Origin of the sequence: Aliirhizobium smilacinae, assembly GCF_006335145.1 — a bacterium.
Taxonomy (GTDB): Bacteria; Pseudomonadota; Alphaproteobacteria; order Rhizobiales; family Rhizobiaceae; genus Neorhizobium; species Neorhizobium smilacinae.
In genome coordinates this window covers 1,484,636-1,506,414 of the sequence record NZ_VDMN01000001.1, presented here as the reverse complement: position 1 = coordinate 1,506,414, position 21,779 = coordinate 1,484,636, and the positions used below count along the sequence as shown (strand labels likewise).

General features: G+C 59.0%; 16 protein-coding genes and 1 tRNA gene. 11 read left to right on the top strand and 6 right to left on the bottom strand.

The features are described from left to right. The first annotated feature begins 64 nt into the window (after positions 1 to 64). A complete protein-coding gene (locus FHP24_RS07395; protein WP_394344609.1) occupies positions 65 to 1,996 on the top strand; it encodes an acetoacetate--CoA ligase in 1,932 nt (643 codons plus the stop codon). 271 nt (positions 1,997 to 2,267) lie between these two features. Here FHP24_RS07395 and FHP24_RS07390 read toward each other — a convergent pair whose 3' ends face one another. Continuing rightward, positions 2,268 to 6,476 carry an ATP-binding protein gene (locus FHP24_RS07390; protein WP_139674979.1) on the bottom strand — a complete coding sequence of 1,403 codons (4,209 nt, stop codon included), beginning with the start codon at positions 6,474 to 6,476 and terminating at the stop codon, positions 2,268 to 2,270. A 240-nt stretch (positions 6,477 to 6,716) separates the two neighbouring features. Between FHP24_RS07390 and FHP24_RS07385 the strand changes: the two genes are divergently transcribed. Both FHP24_RS07385 and FHP24_RS07380 read left to right on the top strand, forming a co-directional pair. After that, entirely contained in the window at positions 6,717 to 7,160 is a 444-nt protein-coding gene (locus FHP24_RS07385) for a phasin family protein (protein ID WP_246091624.1), read from the top strand. A gap of 136 nt (positions 7,161 to 7,296) precedes the next feature. Beyond that, positions 7,297 to 7,373, top strand: a tRNA-His gene (locus FHP24_RS07380). Between the two features lie 10 nt (positions 7,374 to 7,383). Here the strand turns inward: FHP24_RS07380 and FHP24_RS07375 are convergent. Next, complete coding sequence (locus tag FHP24_RS07375) at positions 7,384 to 8,304, bottom strand: AraC family transcriptional regulator (protein WP_139674972.1); 921 nt, start codon at positions 8,302 to 8,304, stop codon at positions 7,384 to 7,386. A 96-nt stretch (positions 8,305 to 8,400) separates the two neighbouring features. Here FHP24_RS07375 and FHP24_RS07370 point away from each other — a divergent pair, with 96 nt between their 5' ends. Beyond that, positions 8,401 to 9,153 carry an SDR family oxidoreductase gene (locus FHP24_RS07370; protein ID WP_139674971.1) on the top strand — a complete coding sequence of 251 codons (753 nt, stop codon included), beginning with the start codon at positions 8,401 to 8,403 and terminating at the stop codon, positions 9,151 to 9,153. A 73-nt stretch (positions 9,154 to 9,226) separates the two neighbouring features. Here the strand turns inward: FHP24_RS07370 and FHP24_RS07365 are convergent, their stop codons facing one another. From FHP24_RS07365 to FHP24_RS07355, 3 genes are all read right to left on the bottom strand, one after another. Further along, on the bottom strand, positions 9,227 to 11,116 hold the full coding sequence (locus tag FHP24_RS07365; RefSeq protein ID WP_139674968.1) for a methyl-accepting chemotaxis protein: 1,890 nt from the start codon (positions 11,114 to 11,116) through the stop codon (positions 9,227 to 9,229). A gap of 279 nt (positions 11,117 to 11,395) precedes the next feature. Beyond that, positions 11,396 to 13,837, bottom strand: coding sequence for a phosphoketolase family protein (locus FHP24_RS07360; RefSeq protein WP_139674965.1), 2,442 nt, complete (start codon positions 13,835 to 13,837; stop codon positions 11,396 to 11,398). 738 nt (positions 13,838 to 14,575) lie between these two features. Further along, positions 14,576 to 15,049: a hypothetical protein gene (locus tag FHP24_RS07355; RefSeq protein WP_139674962.1), complete on the bottom strand. Its 474-nt coding sequence runs from the start codon at positions 15,047 to 15,049 to the stop codon at positions 14,576 to 14,578. Positions 15,050 to 15,289: 240 nt separating this feature from the next. Between FHP24_RS07355 and FHP24_RS07350 the strand changes: the two genes are divergently transcribed. After that, on the top strand, positions 15,290 to 15,535 hold the full coding sequence (locus tag FHP24_RS07350; protein WP_139674959.1) for a helix-turn-helix transcriptional regulator: 246 nt from the start codon (positions 15,290 to 15,292) through the stop codon (positions 15,533 to 15,535). A 54-nt stretch (positions 15,536 to 15,589) separates the two neighbouring features. Here the strand turns inward: FHP24_RS07350 and FHP24_RS07345 are convergent, their stop codons facing one another. Beyond that, positions 15,590 to 16,477, bottom strand: a complete 888-nt coding sequence (locus FHP24_RS07345) for a LysR family transcriptional regulator (RefSeq protein WP_139674956.1) — start codon at positions 16,475 to 16,477, stop codon at positions 15,590 to 15,592. A 110-nt stretch (positions 16,478 to 16,587) separates the two neighbouring features. Between FHP24_RS07345 and FHP24_RS07340 the strand changes: the two genes are divergently transcribed. The 6 genes from FHP24_RS07340 (at position 16,588) to FHP24_RS07320 (ending at position 21,772) form a co-directional block, all read left to right on the top strand. After that, entirely contained in the window at positions 16,588 to 18,084 is a 1,497-nt protein-coding gene (locus FHP24_RS07340) for a CoA-acylating methylmalonate-semialdehyde dehydrogenase (RefSeq protein WP_139674953.1), read from the top strand. Positions 18,085 to 18,214: 130 nt separating this feature from the next. Beyond that, positions 18,215 to 18,343, top strand: coding sequence for a hypothetical protein (locus tag FHP24_RS29205; protein WP_281287402.1), 129 nt, complete (start codon positions 18,215 to 18,217; stop codon positions 18,341 to 18,343). 360 nt (positions 18,344 to 18,703) lie between these two features. Beyond that, a complete protein-coding gene (gene rirA / locus FHP24_RS07335) occupies positions 18,704 to 19,177 on the top strand; it encodes an iron-responsive transcriptional regulator RirA (protein WP_139674950.1) in 474 nt (157 codons plus the stop codon). Between the two features lie 175 nt (positions 19,178 to 19,352). Continuing rightward, positions 19,353 to 20,384, top strand: a complete 1,032-nt coding sequence (locus FHP24_RS07330) for an AbrB family transcriptional regulator (RefSeq protein ID WP_139674947.1) — start codon at positions 19,353 to 19,355, stop codon at positions 20,382 to 20,384. 45 nt (positions 20,385 to 20,429) lie between these two features. Then, on the top strand, positions 20,430 to 20,951 hold the full coding sequence (locus FHP24_RS07325; RefSeq protein WP_139674944.1) for a gluconokinase: 522 nt from the start codon (positions 20,430 to 20,432) through the stop codon (positions 20,949 to 20,951). Between the two features lie 167 nt (positions 20,952 to 21,118). Further along, on the top strand, positions 21,119 to 21,772 hold the full coding sequence (locus FHP24_RS07320) for a TetR/AcrR family transcriptional regulator (protein WP_139674941.1): 654 nt from the start codon (positions 21,119 to 21,121) through the stop codon (positions 21,770 to 21,772). Positions 21,773 to 21,779 lie beyond the last annotated feature (7 nt).

Sequence of the window (21,779 nt, the reverse complement as noted above, 5' to 3'; positions counted from 1 at the left end):
GAAGGCCCGTGGCAACGGCCGGAAAGGGAGGAATATGCTCGATCAGAAAAAGCCGCTCTGGACCATGTCCGAAGAGAAGCGGGAAAGAACGCCGCTTCATCGGTTCATTCACTGGTGCGAGGCGCGCCATGGAAACAAATTTTCCGATTACGATGCCTTTTATTCCTGGTCGATCCGGGAGCGCGAGAAATTCTGGTCTGCGATCTGGGATTTCTGCGGCGTCACCGGGGAGCCTGGCGAAACGGTGCTGGCAAACGGCGACGATATGCTGGCGGCACGCTTCTTTCCCGAAGCCGGGCTGAACTTTGCCGAAAACCTGCTGTCACATGCCGGTGAGGGATCGCAGGAGGCGCTGATCTTTCGCGGCGAAGACAAAGTCCGTTACAGCTGGACCTGGGACCGGCTGCGCTGCGAGGTCTCGAAGCTGCAGCAGGCGTTTCGCGCAATCGGCCTCGGAGAGGGCGATCGCGTTGCGGCAATGATGCCGAACATGCCCGAAACCATCGCCTGCATGCTGGCCACCGCATCGCTGGGCGCAATCTGGTCGTCATGTTCTCCCGATTTCGGCGAACAGGGCGTGCTCGACCGTTTCGGGCAAATCGAGCCCAGACTTTTCATCGCCTGTGACGGTTATTGGTATAACGGCAAGCAGCAGGATGTTTCGGCCAAGCTGAAGGCCGTTGCAGCCACGCTTGGTGCACCGGTTATCGTCGTGCCCTATGCCGGTGATGCAGCAGCGCTGGCCGTCAGCCTAGAGAATGGCCGCAACTATCCCGATGTGACAGCCGCCTATCAGGAAAAACCGCTCGAATTCGCCCGTCTGCCCTTCTCCCATCCGCTTTACATCCTGTTTTCCTCCGGCACGACCGGCATTCCCAAATGCATTGTTCATTCGGCCGGCGGCACATTGCTGCAGCATCTGAAGGAACACCGTCTCCATTGTGGGGTCGAGCCCGGCGAACGGCTCTTCTATTTCACCACCTGCGGCTGGATGATGTGGAACTGGCTGGTTTCCGGCCTCGCGGTTGGTGCAACGCTCTGCCTCTACGATGGCTCACCCTTTGCGCCCGATGGCAATATCCTCTTCGATTTCGCCCGGGACGAGCGTTTTGCGGTCTTCGGAACATCGGCCAAATATATCGATGCGGTGCGCAAGTCTGGCCTCGTACCGAAAGAGAGCCACGATCTTTCCTCGCTCCGGCTGATGACATCGACCGGCTCGCCGCTTTCGCCTGAAGGCTTTTCCTTCGTCTACGAAGGCATCAAGGATGATATCCATCTCGCCTCGATCTCCGGCGGCACGGATATCGTCTCCTGCTTCGTCCTCGGCAATCCGCTGAAACCCGTCTGGAAGGGCGAGATCCAGGGGCCGGGACTTGGTCTCGCCGTGGATATCTGGAACGACGAAGGCGAACCGCTGCGCGGCGAGAAGGGCGAACTTGTCTGCACCAGGGCTTTCCCCTCGATGCCGATCATGTTCTGGAACGACCCGGACAAATCGAAATACCGCGCCGCCTATTTCGAGCGTTTCGACAACGTCTGGTGCCACGGCGATTTTGCCGAATGGACCGATCACTGCGGCCTCGTCATCCATGGCCGGTCGGATGCGACGCTCAATCCCGGCGGCGTGCGCATCGGCACGGCGGAGATCTATAACCAGGTCGAACAGATGGAGGAGGTCTCGGAAGCCATCTGCATCGGTCAGGATTGGCAGGATGATGTGCGCGTCGTGCTGTTCGTCCGGCTCGCCGATGGGTTGTCCCTTGATGACGAGCTTGCAAAGGCGATCCGGACCCGGATCAGGACGGGCGCCACGCCGCGCCACGTCCCCGCCAAGGTCATCCAGGTTGCCGATATTCCACGAACCAAATCCGGCAAGATCGTCGAACTGGCCGTGCGCGATATCGTCCACGGAAGGCCGGTCAAAAACAGGGAGGCGCTCGCCAATCCCGATGCGCTGAAACTCTACGAAAACCTTGCAGAGCTTGGCACCTGATCTTGCTGCAATGCAGCAATACCTTCCGATGATCCGGATCGGGACAGGTTTAAGCTCTTGTTGAGTGACGTCTGTCAATCCTGGCGCAAAATGGCCCGTTTGGGTGTATGACATCAGCACGCGATGAGATTTTGAGGCGGGACGTCTTGCTCTCCTATCGTTGTTGAACAGCACAAATTCTTCAGGGCAGCCAAGGCTGCCTCTTTTTTGAAGACATATGCACGCATAACGTGTTTTTATGATAGATTGTCGCGTTTTACAGGTGTGAAACCTAGCTCGCCAGAACCCGTTGCGACGGGAAGGTGATTTCCACTAGCGTTCCCTCGTTCGGCGCCGAAGTAATAGCGAAATTCGCCCGGTTTGCATCCACCATCGCCTTGGTCAGCGGCAGGCCGAGGCCGGTGCCGTCACCGCGCTTGCGTGATGCACCCGCCACCTGCCGGAACGGCTTCATCGCAAGCTCCAGATCGGCGCGGTTCATGCCGATGCCGGTATCGCGGATTCGCAACACGACGCTGCCGTTTGCCTCATAGGCGGTTGAGACGACGATCTGGCCGCCCGATGGCGTGAAACGGATCGCGTTGGACAGGATGTTGAGCACGATCTGCTTGACCGAGCGCAGATCGGCCACAACCTGCGGCACGGCCTGCGAAAGCGCCGTGCGAATGATCACCCGCTGGCCGTTCGCCTGTGGCTGTACCAGCGACACCGCCTCCGAGACCGTTTCGTTCAGGCCGACTGCGATGAAATCGAGATCCAGTTCGCCGGCCTCGATCTTGGAAATGTCGAGAAGGTCGTTGACGATATCCAGCACATGCCGGCCCGAGCGGCCGATATCGTTGGAATATTCGATATAGCGTGGATGACCGACCGGTCCGAGCCGTTCGGATGCCATCATGTCGGCAAAGCCGATGATCGCATTGAGCGGCGTGCGGATCTCATGGCTCACATGCGCGAGGAACTCGCTCTTGTGCGCATTGGCGGTTTCGGCCGCCCGTTTTGCCGCCCTGAGTTCGTCTTCGGTTCGTTTCCACTGGGTGATGTCGCGGATGACGGCGCAATAACCGTTCGACGATGTCAGCCGGCCGATCGTCATGAACAGTGGAATGAAGCCGCCGGATGCCTCGCGCCCGATCACTTCGCGCCCGTCATTCAGCACGCTCGCCACGCCGTGGTCGGAAAGCCCGGAGAGATAGTCGAGAATGGCCCGCTGGCTTTCATGCGCAAACAGCGTGACGAAAGGTTTGCCGTTGATTTCCTCGCCATCGAAATTGAACAGCGCGCTCGCCGCCCGGTTCATCGAACGGACTTCCCGGTCGGAGCCGATGATGACGACGCCATCGGTGGCGGTTTCCAGAATGGCGCGCAGCTCTTCGACTTCGACCTGCAGCTTGGCCAGCTGGTCGGCGGTCCGGATCGGGCGAAGCGGCAGCACCTCTGCCGTCGTGCCGCTTTGCGGTTCCAGCTCGGTGGCAGCCACCGGCATCAGCGCCAGCATCAGGGCCGAGTTATCGTTGAAACGGATGGACTGCAGCCGTGCCGTGACAGGCACGATCACGTCGTCGGCTCGCACCACGACCATGCCGCCGGCTTCCGAAGTCTTGCCTTCCAGCTCCTGTCGCTGCAACAGCGCATCGAGCCCGCCGACATCGGCCAGTGCCTCTAGCGAAGAATAGCCGGTCAGCTTGAGGAACTCGCCATTCGCATGGATCAGCTTTTCGCCGGCATGCACCAGCAGCGCCACCGGCATCTGGTCGATGATCTCCTCGGAAAGTCCGATACGGTCGCGACCGGGCAGCATCGCGGCAAGAGCCGCAGCGTCCAACGGTTCATCATCCTCATCTCCGGCCTCATCCGCCGGAACCTCATCGGGCACGTCCGCCGATTCGTCATCGAATAGCGCGACGACCGTATCATCGGGCGTCTCAACCGGATCCGATGCCGCAAGGTTGCGATCCAGATCAGCGGCCTGAATATCTTCCGGCTTTTCTTCAACGGCAGACTGGGATTCGCCCTCATCAACCGATGTAGGCTTTTCGGTCACGTCATCCGTTTCGGGAACGAGGTTTTCGTTCCTCTCGTATTGTTCTTCCTCGGAAACCAGCGATTGTGCGTTGTCTTCCGGCGCAATGGCCGCGGTCTCGTCTTCGATGACGGCCACATCCTCGACGGTTCTGCCGTCTTCGACCTCCGCGTCATCGGCGGATTTCACGAATCTATCCAGCCGCTTGGCAATTTCCTGGAAATTTGCCTGCTCGCCGGGGCTGAGCCGAGAGCGTCGCTCTTCGAGCTGAATCACCTTGTCCGATTGCCGTCTGCCGGGATTGTCGACCAGCGTCAGGGCAGGGCGCTCGCCTTCCGGCCATTCGCCGGCCTTCGGCTGGTCTTCTGCTTCCGGAACATCGGCATCATCGTCGGACGCGTCGGCGTCATCAACCGTCTCCGCAACAGCCGGTGTGTCGTCATTTGCGACAAATGTCGGTTCAGCCCCCACATCTTCAACCGGCTCATCGCCAGAAGCATCAAGCGGCTCGATACCTGTTTCCGCAATGTCGTCGGCAGCGAGAACACCACCTTCCGCAACGTGATGATCGGCCGGCTGTTCTGCAACGGCTTCAACCGACGGCAAGTCGTGGACCGGTAATTCGCTCTGTTCGGTTTCCACCGGTTCCGCGGCGTGATCCTCCTGAGCAGCACCGAGTGCCAGGCCGGCTGCATGCGGATCTTCGGCGGCATCACCCATCCGCACAATGCCGAAACCGCGAAAACCGTCGAATTCGCGTGCCCGCGTATAGGTCGGAAGTGCTGCGAGATCGACAGGCACCACCCGCGACGTACCTTCCACCGGCCACCAGATCGTCTTGCCCGACCACGTGTCGCGGCGGCTCAAAAGTTCGGTGATCTTGCCATCCGGATCGAGATTGAACAGCGCCGCCAGATCGGAAAAGGCCATGCCGGAAATATCCGCGGCATGCGGCCCGACGGCCTCGGCGAACTCCTTCGAGACCTCGCTGAACCGGCCGCTCGCATCGATCTTCCAGACGAAGCGCACCGTTCTGAGCGGACGCACCGGCTGGGTGACAACCGGCGGCGCCAGATCAGCGTCGTCATCTGCCGGGACTGCGGCCGCAACGGGCTCCTCCGCCTCGATGGACGCGGAAGGCCCTTCGGGAGCCGCCTCATTGCTGTCGTCTTCCGTCACCGAAGCGTCTTCGACCGTCTCGTCTTCTTCGCCACCGTCAAAAAGGTCTTCCTGCCCGGCGGAAATCTCCTGCGTTTCAGCCGGGATGTCTTCCGCTTCGATCATTTCCTGCTCGGTAGGCTCTTCATCGACCGACTGCTCAATGAAAGATTCCGTGACGTCACTCGCATCCGCCGCGTCGCTTTCGAGAACAGGTTCGGCCTCGTCCTGCAACGTGGCCTGATCGTCGTTGAGATCGTCGCCGATCTGCAATTCCTCGGAAGCATCGATACCGGCTTCGATATCTGCAGCCGCGACGCTACCGATATCCGCGTTGGCCGTTACCGCGTCACTCTCCACCGCCGAAACGTTCTCATCTGCCTCAGGCAGCGAAGCCTCGGCAAGCTCCGTCTCGTCGGCGGCAATCACATCCGAAGGGCCAGCCTCTGACGTATCGTCGAGCGAGATCTCTTCTTCGATATCCGGATTGTCCTCGATTGCGGCGACGGCGCTCAGCGCGTCCTCATAATCCGGTACGGCGATCGCGTCTGTTTTGTCGACGTCTGGAGCCGGTGAAACTGCATCGGGTGCAGCAACATCGATCGCCTGCACGGCAGTCACGGCCGCAGCCTGCGCCTTGGCAACCCCCACGACAAACAGCAGATTGAGTGCCGGTTCCTCAGACACCTGCCCGATCGCGGCGGGCAGGTATCCGCCAGCAGTGGCGATCGGCCGCTTGATCAGCCGGTGGCGGTCATTGCCGACCATCGAGACCAGCATCCGCGTCGTCTGGATGGAAATGTTGAGTGCCGAAAACTGGCCGGATGCGGCAAGCACGTTACCTTCGGCATCGAGCACGGCCATATGCGTTTCGGGATCGTCGAAACCCTCGATCAGGCGGGCCGCGCACTCCTTCAGCGACAGGCGCTGGTTGTCGACCGGGACCGAAAGCAGGATGCAGGACTTGTTCTGCACCCGGATCATCTCGCAACGCGCCTGCACGGCCACCCGCAGGAAGCCGGAGGCGATGCGGACGGTGAAGCTGCGCCGGTCACCGACGGATTGCAGCGAGCGGGCTACCGGCTCCACCTGGCGGAACATCAGCTCGCCCCGGTCGAGACCCTGGTCGAGGAAATCATAGATCGAGCCGAAGCCGAAAAGTGCCGCCCCGCGGCCATTCGCCCAGGAGACTGATCGCAGATCCGGTGAAAACAGCACCACCGCCATACCCGCGGCAAAGGCTTCGCTGACACGCTCGTGTACTGCGACGTCGATGAATGGGTATTGCACGTCCGACATGGGCAAGCCTGTGAAATTACGTGTCGGCCTATGAGGCCATGGAATTAACCTCTTGTTAATATCCTCCCCCCTTCAAAGGGTCCACATCGGAGAACAGGAACGCGTAAACAAGGTTAACGTCGGACGGTCGTGCAAGCGGCGTATGTTGCAATGCACAATGGCATCGACTATATTTACGGCAGAACAGGTTCGGCGATGCCTGTTATTTCGCCGGGCCGGATCTTTTTGGAGGAAAAGATTGTGGCTTATACTGATGATATCTTCTCGTTCTCGGCTTTCGACCCGGCAAAGCTCACGCAGGGCTGGCGCGAATTCGCAGAGCAAGGCACGACCCATTCCCGCGACGCCTACGGTAAGATGAAAACCGCTGCGGAGGAAGCCTCCCGCACGGTTGAATCCACAATCCATTCGGCTCAGGTCGGCTCGATGGAATTCGGCCTGAAGGCGATCGACGCGTTTCGCACCAATACCGAAATGTCGCTCTCCCATATGGAACAGCTGATGGGTGCAAAATCCTTCTTCGAAGTGCTGGAACTGCAGACGACCTTCGTGCGTAAGCAGGCGGAATTCACCGTCGAGCAAGCAAGGACAATGCAGCAGGCAGTCCAGAAGATGGCCGATGACGTGGCCAAGCCGGGTAAGGAAGCTTCGGAAAAGGCCGTGAACGCCTTCAAGCCGTCCTGACGTCCCTCTGCCAGGCGGGTTGTCCACACCGGCTTGGCAGGGATCATTGCCCGATCGAAATTTGTCGGTCGGAAAGGCTTGCAATCTTCATTCGATGGCCGTATGTGACCGGTCGAACGTCGCCTCGGCGATGTATGCGGTTGTAGCTCAGTTGGTTAGAGCGCAGGTTTGTGGCACCTGAGGTCGGAGGTTCAATTCCCCCCAACCGTACCATTTCTTCCTTTTATGCTTCTTCGATGCCTCGGTTCATCTCAGAACGCGCGTAATGCGTTGGCGGCACGCCGACAAATCGCGTGAATGCGATGCTGAAAGCGCTGGCCGAGCCATAGCCGACACGATCGGCGATCTCCTTGATGCCTCCATCTCCGCGCCGAAGCAGGTTTTTCGCGATCGCCATGCGCCACGAGAGCAGGTATTCGATCGGTGCAACCCCCATCGCCTTGCGAAACCGCTCAAAAAACACGGATCTCGACAGCGCCGCTTCGCCCGCAAGTTTCTCTACCGTCCAGTCATGCTTCGGATCCCCATGGATACTGCGGAGTGCTGCTGCCAGTCTCTCATCGGCAAGCCCGCGCAGCAGGCCCACAGATGTGCCGCCGCCGGATGCCGACCGCAGGGCTTCGATCAGCAAGACTTCCAGCAGTCGGGTCAGAACCATGTCGCGTGCCGGTTTCTCCTCCCGAGCCTCATTCCTGATGAGTTGGACGATCGTGGCAAACTGCTTTTCTCCCCGCACATGTACCAACCGCGGCAGCAGCGAGACAAGCAGGCTCGCATCGGGAGACCCGAATGCCAGCCCGCCGACAAGCATGCGCATATTGGGCAATCCGTCCGGATCGCCATGCCGGGTTTCGTCATCGCGTTTGGTGACGGCGAAGTGCGCGGCATTCCTGGCATCGACAGGCTCTATGCTCGACATGGTAAAATCGCAGGCTGCGGGGATCAGGATGAAATCGTCCGCCTGAAGTTCGATCGGCTCCTCGCCGGGGGCTGACAGCCGTGCTGCGCCCTCAAGAATGACGCAGAAGAGCGGCCGGGCGGTTGCCGGCGCGTCCACGCGCCATGGTCCAGACCCGCTCGCCATCTTGGAAAACGGAAGGCTGGGTTGCAGCAAAGTTACCACGTCTGCAAAAGGATCGGCCAAATCAGGACTCTCGGAAATGAAAATGGGACGATCGACTATAGTGCGTCCTGCGCTCCATATCTACTTTCATGTCCGGCAAACATGAAAGGAACCACCATGAAGACCGTCCTCATCACCGGCTGCTCGTCCGGCTTTGGCCTCGATATCGCAAAACTGTTCCTCGAACGCGGCTGGAAGGTGATCGCCACCATGCGCACGCCGCGCGGGGATCTGCTGCCGGCATCCGAAAACCTCCGCATCCTCCCGCTCGACGTCAGGAGTGATGAAAGCGTCACCCGGGCGGTGGAAGCGGCAGGTCCGATCGATGTCCTCGTCAACAATGCCGGTATCGGCTGGCTGAACGCGCTCGAAGGAACGCCGGTGGACGTTATTCGCGACATCTTCGAGACCAATACGATTGGCACGATGCGCATGGCCCAGGCCGTGCTTCCGCAATTCCGCGAAAAGAAGGCCGGAATGATCGTCAACGTCACATCGACAGTCACCTTGAAGCCGCTGCCGCTTCTCTCCGTCTATACCGCCAGCAAGACGGCGGTAAACGCCTTTACGGAATCGCTTGCGCTGGAACTGGAGCCGTTCGGCATCGATGTCAGGATCGTGCTTCCGGGCGCGGCACCGGCCACCAGTTTCGGCAAGACCGCGATTTCGCGCATGGAAGGGCAGGGTGGCTTCCCTGACGCCTACGCAGGTTATGCCAAGGAGGTTCTTGGCGAGATGATGCAGCGAACCGAAGTCACGCTGCCGATCGATGTCGCGGAAGCCGTCTGGCAGGCGGCTACCGATCCTTCGTCTCCGATGCGGCTCCCCGCCGGGGCTGATGCGGTGGCGCTGGCCAATTCGCAGGCATGAGAAAAAGAAATCCTCCGGACCGCTTGCGGCCCGGAGGATCCGTCCTGAATGCAGCAATCGCCCGCGTTAAGCCTCAGCGGAAGGCCGATGCCAGCCTCTGCCCGAGTGCGCGTGCCGGCGATGGCTGTGCCTTTTCCCGTATATCCGCTGTCGCGCTGTTGACGCCACGAACCGGGGCTTCTGCTTCCAGCTTGAACTGGGCAAGCAGTGTGGTCAGTTCTGCGGCCTGAGACGCAAGGCTGTAGGTCGCGGCAGTCGTTTCCTCGACCATTGACGCGTTTTTCTGGGTACCCTGATCCATCTGGTTGACTGCGGAATTGATCTCCGAAAGCCCGGTGGACTGTTCGCGTGTCGAGGACACGATGGCAGAGACATTCCGGTTGATTTCCTGCACTTCCGAGACGATCGCCTGCAGCGCCGTGCCGGTCTCGCCGACCAGAGCCACCCCGTCACGCACCTGGGCACCCGACTTGGTGATCAGGTCCTTGATCTCCTTGGCAGCTTGGGCGGACCGCTGCGCCAGTTCGCGCACTTCTTGCGCCACGACCGCAAACCCCTTGCCGGCATCGCCGGCACGTGCCGCTTCGACACCGGCATTGAGCGCGAGAAGATTGGTCTGGAACGCGATATCATCGATCACTCCGATGATGTTGCCGATCTCGGACGATGATTTCTCGATCTCCTGCATCGCCTGAACGGCCTTGCGAACGATCTCTCCGGAGCGTTCGGCGCCGTCATGGGTCCTAGTCACCAGATCACCGGCCTTGCTGGCCTGCATGGCGGAATCCTTGACGGCCGTCGTGACCTGTTCGAGCGCGGCAGCAGTCTCTTCCACCGATGCGGCCTGTTGTTCGGTTCGTTTCGACAGGTCCTCGGTCGCGGAACGGATTTCACTCGCACCCGCATCGATCATCTTGGCATTGTCGCCGACCGAACGAAGCGCCGCCTGCAGCTTTGAAATAGACTCGTTAAAGTTCAGACGAACCGTATCGAGCTGGCCGGCAAACGGAGTGTCCAGGCGGTGGGTCACGTCACCTTCCGCAAGATGGTTCAGGCCGCGGGCGATACCGTCCACCGCAAACTTGACCTCTTCGGCTTCCTTCGCCTTCTGCTCCTCGCGGGCCAGCCGTTCCTGTTCGGAAAGCTTGCCATTGGCTTCCGCCTCCTGTTCCAGCCTTTCGCGCTCGATCGCATTGTCGCGAAAAATCGAGACGGCGGCAGCCATGTCGCCGATCTCGTCCTTCCGGTCACGATGCGGGATCTGGTGTTCGGTATTGCCGGCGGCGAGCGCATTCATCGACAGGGTGATATTGGTGATCGGCCGGGCGATCCAGCGGAAGCCGAGCAGAGCTGCAATCCCGCCGATCACGGCCACGACTGCCACCATCAGCGTTGTGGTCATCAACGACGACCCTGCCGTGGCTTTTGCTTCGCTGACCGCCGCATCGCCGCTTGCCTTGTTCAGACTGACCATCTCGCCGAAAAGCCTGACGGCTTCTCCGCCGATTACCACCAGCTGCTGGTTAAAATGCCTTTTGGCCGCCGCAAGATCGCCTTCTTCCACAAGGGAAATGAGACGTCCACCTTCAGCCTCATAGGCATCCATGGCAGCTTTTGTGGCCTGATATTTGGCGCGCATCTCATCGCTGTTTATGCTGGTACCATAAGCGTCGAAAGCCTTGCCGCGTGCGCGGTAGGCGGCATTCAGGGCAGTCGATCCGGCGCTGCGCTCTTCCTTGGTCGATGTGCTCAGAAGCAGCGCGGCATTGCGTCGAACGTCGCCGAAAAGGCGCTCCAATTCGCCCATCTGCGCCGCCCGCGAAACACGCGCACCAACATTGTCGACATGGGTCTGGAGAGAGTTGACGGAGAGAATGGAAAATGCGCCCTGAGTGATCCCGAGCATGACGACGAGACCGAATAGCATTGGTAAAAGTGTTTTGATCTGAATTTTTGCAAACATAATCTGGTCCTTGGATGTGCCGTGCATTCTTGTTTCGTGCGCGTGCCAGGTGAGATTTGTGACAGCTTTCCTAACAAAAGGCTTACAGCGCCCCGCGCAGCACTGCGGCCTATTAACAAAACATGACAATGTATCAGATAATTTCTGTTTAACGGCCTTGGCCCATTCGTGTGGCGGATTGTCCCATGTGACCGGCATAAAAAAGGCGGGCCGCTTGTGTGCGGCCCGCCCGGGTCATTCGGACATTGACGGGAGATGACCCCGCCGATCAACGGATGGTTAAGCTGTGAGGCCTGTCCATTTCCAGTTGAGGATCTCCGGCATGTCTTCGCCGTATTCACGGACATGGGCCGTGTGCAGGGCAAGCTTACCGTTCAGCATCTCGATCACATGCGGAACCTTTTCCTTCAGTTCCGGCACCCGTTCGATAGCTTCGAGCGCCAGATGGTAGCGGTCGAGCTGGTTGAGCACCGTCATGTCGAAAGGCGTCGTGGTCGTGCCTTCCTCGACGAAGCCGCGCACATGCATGTTGCGATGGTTGTTGCGCTTATAGGTCAGCCGGTGGATGAGATAGGGATAACCGTGATAGGCGAAGATGACCGGCCGTTCTGTAGTGAACAGCTTGTCGAACTCTTCGTCCGTCAGGCCATGCGAATGCTCTTCCTTCGCCTGCAGCGTCATCAGGTCGACGATGTTGACGACACGGATCTTCAGTTCTGGGATCGCCTCGCGCAGCAGCATGACGGCGGCCAGCGTTTCCATCGTCGGCACGTCGCCGGCGCAGGCCATCACCACATCCGGTGCGATCGCGTCATCTTCATTGCTGGCCCAGTCCCAGATGCCGGCACCGGCCTGGCAATGTTTGGCCGCGTCCTCGATGGAAAGCCATTGCGGCTCCGGCTGCTTGCCGGCCACGATCACGTTGATTCGGTCCCAGGTGTTGAGGCAATGGTCGGCCACCCACAGAAGCGTATTCGCATCCGGCGGCAGGTAGATGCGCACCACGTCTGCCTTCTTGTTTGCGACGTGATCGAGGAAACCCGGGTCCTGATGCGAAAAGCCGTTATGGTCCTGCCGCCACACATGCGAGGTCAACAGGTAGTTGAGTGAGCTGATCGGCTTTCTCCATTTCAGCTCGCGCGTCACCTTCAGCCACTTGGCATGCTGGTTGAACATCGAGTCGATGATGTGGATGAAGGCTTCGTAGCAGGAGAAGAACCCGTGCCGGCCGGTGAGCAGATACCCTTCCAGCCACCCTTGGCACAGGTGTTCGGAAAGCACTTCCATCACCCGCCCTTCCGGCGATAGATGCACGTCAAAGGGCTCGATATTTTCCATCCACACTCGGTCGGTTGTTTCGAACACCGCACCCAGCCGGTTGGAATCCGTTTCATCAGGTCCGAAGATGCGGAAATTCTTTTCTTCGTCGTTGAGCCTCAGCACGTCGCGCAGGTATTTGCCGAGCACGTCCGTCGTCTGGACGATCTTTTCGCCCGGCACCGTCACATCCACGGCATAGTCGGAAATCGGCGGGCATTTCAGTTCCTTGCGCAGAATGCCGCCGTTGGTATGCGGGTTTGCGCCCATACGGCGGTTGCCGGTCGGCGCAAGCGCCTTCAATTCCGCCTTCAGGCTTCCGTCCGCGTCGAACAGGTCTTCCGGATCGTAGCTCCGCATCCAGTCTTCGAGAACCTTGCGGTGGCTGTCGTTTTCCCGGCAGGTGGCGACGGGAACCTGGTGCGCCCGCCAGAAATCCTCGACCTTCTTGCCGTCGACTTCCTTCGGTCCCGTCCAACCCTTGGGGCTGCGCAGGATGATCATCGGCCAGCGCGGTGCCTGCGTCGAAGCGGCACCCGAGCGGGCCTTCTCTTGGATGTCGCGGATCATGTCCGTGGCGAGATCCATCGCGTCCGCCATCAACCGATGCATCGCCTCCGGCTCATGACCCTCGACGAAGATCGGCGCATAACCATGACCCTCGAACAGTTTCCTCAGGTCATCGTGGGGAATGCGCGAAAGCACGGTCGGGTTGGCGATCTTATAGCCGTTCAGATGCAGGATCGGTAGAACCGCACCGTCGCGTGCCGGGTTGAGGAACTTGTTTGACTGCCAGCTTGCTGCCAGCGGCCCGGTTTCTGCCTCGCCGTCACCGACGACGCAGGCAACGATCAGGTCCGGGTTGTCGAAGGCTGCACCATAAGCATGCACCAGCGCATAACCCAGTTCGCCGCCTTCATGGATGGAGCCGGGCGTTTCAGGCGCCACATGGCTCGGCACGCCGCCGGGGAAGGAGAATTGCCGGAACAGCTTGTGCATGCCCTCGGCGTTTTCCGGAATGTTCGGATAGACTTCGCTGTAAATGCCTTCCATCCAGGTATTGGCGACCATGCCCGGCCCGCCATGTCCCGGCCCGCATATATAGATGACGTCCAGATCGCGGTTTTTGATCACCCGGTTGAGATGGGTATAGATGAAATTGAGGCCAGGGGTCGTGCCCCAGTGGCCGAGAAGTCGCGGCTTGATATGCAACGGCTGAAGCGGCTCGCGCAGAAGCGGGTTTTCAAGAAGGTAGATCTGCCCGACCGAAAGATAATTGGCCGCTCGCCAGTACCGGTTCATCAGCGTCACCTCCGCCTGCGACAATTCGGTGCGCGGGCGGGCGGGATCAAAATATTCCGATTGCGAAAATGCGGCGTCCTTGGGGACTACATGTTGCTGCATTGAAAACTCCTCTTTTTTCCTCATCTGCGATGTTAATCGATTTAGATGATGTGTTTCATGACATGGATCATGGACTGGCGGATTGTCCGTCTCTCAAGAGGCATCGCGCTTGCGGCAGTCTGGACGTTTTTTGTGACAAGCAATCAATTATCGCGCGATGTGCCGGAGGATAGGGCAGAGGATGACGATTGCCAGCGTTTTGCCTCTATGGGGGCGACCGGTTCTCGGAATTGGCAACCAGGAGCGCCAAATCGTCCCATCGGCCCGTTAAGGCGAACGCCCCTGTGCCACGGATCATTAAGATAGCGTCCACCTGCACCGTCCGGTAGCCATAGGTCCTGTAAGGATTGGCGAAGAATGGCGTGTAGCGGCGAGACGAAATCGCCGATGCGGGCGACTATAGCCCTGTTTTAAAACGCGAAGACCCGGCCCATTGGATATTGGGCCGGGTCCCTCCTGAACGACGCGGCCTCCGTCGCGCCGCCCCAGCCGACCGTACAGGCAGTTGTGGCGAAATCCGGCACCAACCGGCTTCAAACGAGCCGTCCTTCAGCCGCCCGAAGATATCGATGATATTATCGAACGGGGTAGCGGATCTCAGTCTTCACCTTGCCTGCGGCCGCAAACGTGATGTGCACTTTAAAAGTGTGCATCGCTGTTTGGTCGTATGGATAACAACTTATAGAGACGGAGGGTTGCGTCATTGACCCAACGCAATCGCTGCCAGATGAGACTGAATTACGCGTTATAGTAGGGTTTGTGCTCGGCGATATCGGCAGCATGCCGGAACATCTGCACCAGCCGCGTACGGTCCTCGCCCAACCGCATCAGGGCACTATCGAACCGACGGATCTGGCTCGGTTCAGGCCGCCAGTGCCCGTCGCTCGGCTTTTCTTTCTGGTGTGCGGGCCTGACCGACATGCGCGGCCCGATATTTTCCTGAAATTGGGCCAGCGTCATGCCGGCTTTCACCAGAAGCGCTCGTACGCCCGGACGGCTTTCCGTTGCAATAACCACCCGAAACGCGTTAATCAGGCTGCCCTTCGACGCCGGAAGCTCGCGCGTGTCGAACAGATCCCCGGCGGTTTCATGCTCCCTAAGGTAAACGAGGTAGACATCGACCAGATGGTGCGCCGCCTGCAGCAGCTGCGCGTCCGTTCCGTGATCGTGATCATTATTTTGCGGTGTGTAGGCAAAGTCGGAATAGGGCATGATCTTGTCCTCGTTTGCCTTGTAAACGCGCAGGATCGGCTTTGGTTCTGCCGGAATTTTCGCCATTAAAATACGGAGGCGCCGCCGTTTTTTCGCGCCCGATCTTGTGCAATGCACCAATGGCTATTGCACAACGCGTTTTATGGCTTATGTTTGTCTCGCGACGACATGTCGCAGTCTGGGCCATTCGGCCCCCTTCACCCGGCGCTTGCGACGGGTTTTTTCAAGAAGGATGAAACCATGACAGTCTCGATTAGCAACATCAAGGCATCCCAAAACGGCGCTGTTCTTTCTGGTCATGTAGCACGAGCGGTCGCCGAAGCGCGTCTTGCCGCAGGCTACAGCATCGATGATCTGGCGTTGACCACTGGCCTCGTACATGAGGAAATCGTCGGCGTCGAAGAAGGCTTGAATGCCGATCCGGCCAGGCTGAAACGTATTGCTCTGGCGCTGAAATTGCCCCCATCGGCGCTTCTCGTCGCCTGATCGTAAGGCGCACCAACAAAGCCCGGCTTCGGCCGGGCTTTTTCGAACCTGCCTTCAGGTGGCGACGAAGATGTGGCTTTCCTCCGTCACCAGTTCACGGATGTAGTCGACGACGATCCGAAGCCGTGCTAGATCGCGGGATGTCTCGTGATAGGTCGTCCAGTAGGATCGTTTGAGCGTCACCTCGGGCAAAATTCTGACCAGGTCGGAAAATTGACGCGCGACATAATCGTGCAGGATGCCGATGCCGGCACCGGCTTTCACCGCCTCTGTCTGGCCGATGGCGCTGGAAATCTCGAATCCCGCATCCCAGTCGCGCATGATTTCGCCGGTAAAATTCAGCGACGGCGAAAAGATCAGGTCCTCGACGTAGCCCACCCGCGAATGCAGCCTCAAGTCCTCTGCCGTTTCCGGTTCACCAGCTACCTCGATATAGGAGCGTGAGGCATAAAGCCCGAGCGTATAGTCGGTCAGCTTGGAGGAGACGAGGCGGCCCTGATCGGGCCTCTCGATGGTGATCGCGATATCGGCCTCGCGCTGGGAAAGCGAAAAATGCCGCGGCACCGGCACCAGCTGGATTTTCAGCTCCGGATGCCGGCGGGTCAGGTGGCCCATTCGCGATGCGAGAAACGACACACCGAAACCGTCGGGCGCGCCGATCCTCACCGTACCGGCAATCACCGTGTCGGTACTGGCGGTCCTTGCCTGCGCCGACAGCATTTCGGTTTCCATCTTTTCGGCCGCCGCAAGTAGCACTTCACCTTCCGCCGTCAGCGTACAGCCGTTGGTACGCCTCACGAGAAGCCGCGTCTGCAGCGCATCCTCCAGCGCCGTCATTCGTCGCCCGAGTGTAGCATGGTTGATGCCGAGACGCCGCGAAGCCGAGAGAAGTTGGCCGGTGCGCGCCACCGCCAGAAACATCCTGACATCATCCCAATCCATCGAACGCGCCTTTCAATGTCGAAATTTGCACAACGGTTGCGTAAACTATCGCGTTGAATTGCGCAAATTCGAGTGACATGCTGCGTCCAATAGAAACTAGGAGGAATCCCATGCAGGAAATCGGTCATTTCATCGGCGGCAAGCACGTTGCCGGAACGAGCGGTCGCACAGCCGACGTCTTCAACCCGGCAACCGGCGAAGTTCAGGCGAAGGTAGCACTCGCCAGCGTTTCGGAAATCCGCGCCGCAGTCGAAAATGCCAAGGCGGCCCAGCCGGCATGGGCGGCCATCAATCCGCAGCGCCGTGCCCGCGTGTTCATGAAGTTCGTCGATCTGCTCAACCGCAGCATGGATGAACTGGCCCTGATGCTGTCGAAGGAACACGGCAAGACGGTCGAGGATTCCAAGGGCGATATCGTCCGCGGCCTGGAAGTCTGCGAATTCGTCATCGGCATTCCGCATCTCTCCAAGGGCGAGTTCACCGAAGGCGCCGGTCCGCAGATCGACATGTATTCGATCCGCCAGCCGGTCGGCATCGGTGCTGGCATCACCCCGTTCAATTTCCCCGGCATGATTCCGATGTGGATGTTCGCCCCGGCGATCGCCTGCGGCAACGCCTTCATCCTGAAGCCATCCGAGCGCGATCCGTCTCTGCCGATCCGGCTTGCCGAATTGATGATCGAGGCAGGCCTGCCTGCCGGTATCCTCAACGTTATCAACGGCGACAAGGCAGCCGTCGATGCGATCCTGACCGATCCTGATATCGGCGCCGTCTCCTTCGTCGGCTCCACCCCGATTGCGCTCTATGTGTATGGAACGGCCGCACAGAACGGCAAGCGCGCCCAGTGCTTCGGCGGCGCCAAGAACCACATGATCATCATGCCGGACGCCGATCTCGATCAGGCCGTCAATGCCCTGATCGGTGCGGGTTACGGTTCTGCCGGCGAGCGCTGCATGGCCGTCTCGGTGGCGGTTCCGGTCGGTGAGGACACTGCCAACAGGCTGGTCGAAAAGTTGATCCCGAAGATCGAGAGCCTGCGCATCGGGCCGTATACGGACGACAAGGCCGATCTGGGTCCGGTCGTCACCAAGGCGGCACAGGAGCGTATCAATGGCCTGATCGACAAGGGTGTCGAAGAGGGCGCAAGCCTTCTGGTCGATGGCCGCGGTTTCAAGCTGCAGGGTTATGAAAACGGCTATTTCGTCGGCGGCTCGCTGTTCGACAACGTCACGCCGGATATGGAAATCTACAAACAGGAAATCTTCGGTCCCGTTCTCTCCGTCGTCCGCGCGACGAACTACGAGGATGCGCTGTCGCTGCCGATGAAGCACGAATACGGCAATGGCGTTGCGATCTATACCCGTGACGGCGATGCCGCCCGCGATTTCGCCAGCCGGATCAACATCGGCATGATCGGCATCAATGTGCCGATCCCGGTTCCGCTCGCCTATCATTCCTTCGGCGGTTGGAAGGCCTCGTCCTTCGGCGATCTGAACCAGCACGGCACGGATTCGATCAAGTTCTGGACCAAGACCAAGACGATCACCGCCCGTTGGCCCTCCGGCATCAAGGACGGCGCAGAATTCGTCATGCCGGTGATGAAGTAATCGAACCCCTATCGATGGCGGGTGCCGCAGGCCCCGCCATCGAACACTCTTATGTAAACTATCCCTCACGAAAGATTGACGTGGCCGCCTGTTGCCCTAAATTGGAGCGGGTAGGAGTGGGAGTTGTGTCATGGTTTACGAGTGGGACGAGAAGCGTGCCCGTCGCACGCATTGGGCGCGTATTGGCCTGAGCATCCTGGCAGCCACAATCGCTTTGGGCGTATCCGCCGCAATCGCAATAGCCATGTCACTGGTCTGAAAGGCTGGCGGCCTGATGCGACTTTTTCCTCGTTCAAAGGCCGGTTCTCTGCCTAGATGACGGTGTCGAGAGATCTTCTTAAGGGAAGATTACCAACCGTCTGACCCTATTGTCACAGCGCCCCCGAAAATGCCGTATGTCAAGGATTGCAGGCCCGCACAGGTGTAAGAAGACATGATCGCTGCAACGCAATCCGCATCCAGCGGTTGCTTTATGTTGATATTTGCATTCAGGATTTGCTTTTTTGCGCGTTCGGTGAATTAGTGCACTTGAAAACATGATCTCGATTTTCCTATTTTGGAATTGTTCAAAACTAGGGAAGCGTCTATATAGAGCTCTCTCGAGTCTTCGGAGACCATCATGCGCCTGACAAAACAGACCAATTATGCCGTAAGAATGCTGATGTATTGCGCGGCGAATGACGGGCATCTCAGCCGCATTCCGGAAATTGCCAGGGCCTATGGCGTATCCGAACTCTTCCTCTTCAAGATCCTCCAGCCGCTCAACAAGGCTGGTCTGGTCCAGACTGTTCGTGGCCGCAATGGTGGTGTGAAGCTTGGCCGGGCTGCCGACAAGATCACCCTTTTTGATGTCGTACGCGTTACCGAAGACAGTTTCGCAATGGCAGAATGTTTCGAGGATGACGGCGCCATCGAATGTCCGTTGGTCGACAGCTGCGGTCTCAACTCCGCGCTTCGCAAGGCATTGAACGCGTTTTTCGACGTTCTCGCCGATTACACTATCGATGATCTGGTCAAGGCACGCCCGCAGATCAACTTCCTTCTCGGCCTCGATCCGGTCGATATGATGAAGGTTGTTGCGCCCGCCGCCTGATCTGCCTGAAATTCAGAATGCGAAAAAACGCCGGTCCGTCCGGCGTTTTTTGTTTCTGCGGACCGTCCTCGGTTGACCTTCCTGTTCGGGTGGCTAGAACGAATGACGCCTTGCCACGTCGGCGGTCTGCCGTAATGGCGACCTGCCGCGCCGACAGGCGTAAGGACCGGTCTTTATGAGCTTCCCCGAATTACGCCAATTTTTGATAACGTCCCTGATCGGAACGATCGGTGCACTTGTGGCGATCGCCATCGGTTTTCCGGCCCCTTATCTGATCGGCCCGGCAGTCGCCGTGAGTTTTGCCGGACTTGCAGGCCTCAGTCTGGAAATACCGCATATCGTCCGCAACGCCTGTTTCGTCATTATCGGCATATCCATGGGCTCCACGGTCACGCCGGAGATTTTTGTTGCCGCGCGTACATGGCCGCTCAGCTTCGTCATGGTCTTCGTGGCCGTCGTCATCCTGCTCTTCGCCGCTGCCTGGGTGCTTCAGCGATTGTTCCGATACGACCGTACGACGGCACTTCTCGCCGCATCGCCCGGCCACCTGAGTTATGTCCTGAGCCTTGCCGCCGAAATGCGCTGTGATCTTCGCGCCGTCAGCATCTCCCAGAGTGTGCGCGTGCTCGCGCTGACGATCAGTGTCCCGCTGATCGTCGAAATCTTCGATCTCGCCGGCAATGACGTGGTCGTTATCCCCCAGTCGATGAGTATCCCGATCCTCATGGTCATGGTGATCGTGTCGGCAGGTTTCGGTCTGCTTTTCCAGCGATGGAAATTTCCCGCAGCGCTTCTGGTCGGTGGCGTCTTCGTTTCCATCTCGACCCATATTACCGGATCGGTTTCCGGCACCGTTCCCAACTGGCTGCTGATCCCGATCTATGTCCTGCTCGGCTCCCTCATCGGTTCGCGCTTTTCCGGCGTATCCCTGGCGGATCTGCGCGTCGCCTTAGTGTCGGGGCTGGTCGTGACCTTCGTCGTCATGGCGCTTGCGGCAGGCATTGCCGTCACCGTCTCCTATGTCGCCGATGTGCCGCTCGATGCGGCGCTGATCGCGTTTTCGCCCGGCGGGTTGGAAACCATGGCCGCCATGGCGGTCATGCTCAATGCCGATCCGACCTATGTCGGGGCCCACCATGTGTTAAGACTGATGTTCCTGTCCGTGCTGATGCCGTTCGTCATCGGCAGGGATGCAAGATTGAAATAGGCTCATTGCGCAATGTGCGCAGAATAAGCAGGGAGAAGAGGACGAATGTCGAAGGCGATTATCGTCATGGGTGTCAGCGGCGCCGGTAAAACCTCGATTGCCGATCTTCTGGCCAGCCGCCTCGGCTGCAGGTTCGTCGAGGGCGATCGGCTGCATCCGGAAGCGAACGTCAAGAAGATGGCGGAAGGAACGCCGCTGACGGATGAAGATCGCTGGCCCTGGCTGGATATCATCGGTAACGAGCTTCAGGCCGCCCGCTCTGCCGGTGAAGACATTGTCGTGACCTGTTCCGCGTTGAAGAAGATCTACCGCGAAAAGCTTCGTTCCGCCGGCGGCGAGCCGCTTTACTTTGTCTTTCTCAAAGGCACTCCCGAATTGCTTGCCTCCCGTATGGGCGAACGCAAGGGCCATTTCATGCCGACCTCGCTGCTGCAGAGCCAGCTTGCGACGCTGGAAAGCCCGCAAGGCGAGGTCAATGTGGTGACGGTGGATATCGATGCTTCCGTGCCGCATATCGTAGAAGATGCAATCGGAAGATTGGAAAAACTCTGGCGAGTAGATATTTGAGCAATAGCTAGGTCGATCCGTCATTTCTTGTCGAATTAATCTTTTATTTACAATTTTTGCTTGGCCGGGTGATCTGAACCTGACCCTTCTACGTAAAACACTCAATTAGCGGTGTCAGTTTGGCTGACGGCGCGTGTTCAATGAGTGTTGGTGGGAAAAGGTTTCGCATGCAGGAATCGAGCCAGGGTGCCGGGCGGGCAGCGCTTCGTCGGGTGCCAAAGCAGGAAAGAAGTCGCGAACGTATCGGCGAGATCCTGAAAGTCGCAAAGGAATTGATCGGCCAGAAAGGTATCGATGCCGTCACCATGAAGGAGATCGCTTCGCTCTCCGGTGGCCCGATTGCTTCGGTCTATCAGTATTTCCCCAACAAATCCGCGATCATTGGCATGCTCTACGAGCTTTATGTCGATGACGTGCGCGAGCTGATCGCCGGCAATCTGGCCCGGATCGAGACTGCCGAAGACGCGTTGAACGCGACCGACAATCTCTTCGATATCTATTACGAGCGCATGCGCCAGGAGCCTGCGACCCAGGACCTGTTGAACGCCATCCAGGCCGACAAGGTGCTTGCCGATCTGGATATCGCCGAAACGCGTGCGCAGGCCGAAGGCTTTTATCAGGTGACCCAGCATTTCGTCGCCGAGAACCTGCGCGAAAACTATGCCGACACACTGTTCGTCATGTTCCACATGGCGGGCGCCACGCTTCGCCTGGCGCTGATGGTGCCGGATGAGGCGGCGCAGATTTCTGCCCAGTTCAAGTCGATCGTACGCACCCACGCGACCTACTTCCTGACGGGCAAGTTTCCTGCAACGGTCTGAGATGGGC

What these genes read in the sequence shown, in the direction of transcription:
- FHP24_RS29205 (WP_281287402.1), top strand. Translation starts at nt 18,215, where the DNA reads ATGGTTTACGAGTGGGACGAGAAGCGTGCCCGTCGCACGCATTGGGCG.
- FHP24_RS07330 (WP_139674947.1), top strand. Translation starts at nt 19,353, where the DNA reads ATGAGCTTCCCCGAATTACGCCAATTTTTGATAACGTCCCTGATCGGA.
- FHP24_RS07365 (WP_139674968.1), bottom strand. Translation starts at nt 11,116, where the DNA reads ATGTTTGCAAAAATTCAGATCAAAACACTTTTACCAATGCTATTCGGT.
- rirA (WP_139674950.1), top strand. Translation starts at nt 18,704, where the DNA reads ATGCGCCTGACAAAACAGACCAATTATGCCGTAAGAATGCTGATGTAT.
- FHP24_RS07325 (WP_139674944.1), top strand. Translation starts at nt 20,430, where the DNA reads ATGTCGAAGGCGATTATCGTCATGGGTGTCAGCGGCGCCGGTAAAACC.
- FHP24_RS07395 (WP_394344609.1), top strand. Translation starts at nt 65, where the DNA reads ATGTCCGAAGAGAAGCGGGAAAGAACGCCGCTTCATCGGTTCATTCAC.
- FHP24_RS07350 (WP_139674959.1), top strand. Translation starts at nt 15,290, where the DNA reads ATGACAGTCTCGATTAGCAACATCAAGGCATCCCAAAACGGCGCTGTT.
- FHP24_RS07320 (WP_139674941.1), top strand. Translation starts at nt 21,119, where the DNA reads ATGCAGGAATCGAGCCAGGGTGCCGGGCGGGCAGCGCTTCGTCGGGTG.
- FHP24_RS07360 (WP_139674965.1), bottom strand. Translation starts at nt 13,837, where the DNA reads ATGCAGCAACATGTAGTCCCCAAGGACGCCGCATTTTCGCAATCGGAA.
- FHP24_RS07390 (WP_139674979.1), bottom strand. Translation starts at nt 6,476, where the DNA reads ATGTCGGACGTGCAATACCCATTCATCGACGTCGCAGTACACGAGCGT.
- FHP24_RS07355 (WP_139674962.1), bottom strand. Translation starts at nt 15,049, where the DNA reads ATGCCCTATTCCGACTTTGCCTACACACCGCAAAATAATGATCACGAT.
- FHP24_RS07345 (WP_139674956.1), bottom strand. Translation starts at nt 16,477, where the DNA reads ATGGATTGGGATGATGTCAGGATGTTTCTGGCGGTGGCGCGCACCGGC.
- FHP24_RS07370 (WP_139674971.1), top strand. Translation starts at nt 8,401, where the DNA reads ATGAAGACCGTCCTCATCACCGGCTGCTCGTCCGGCTTTGGCCTCGAT.
- FHP24_RS07340 (WP_139674953.1), top strand. Translation starts at nt 16,588, where the DNA reads ATGCAGGAAATCGGTCATTTCATCGGCGGCAAGCACGTTGCCGGAACG.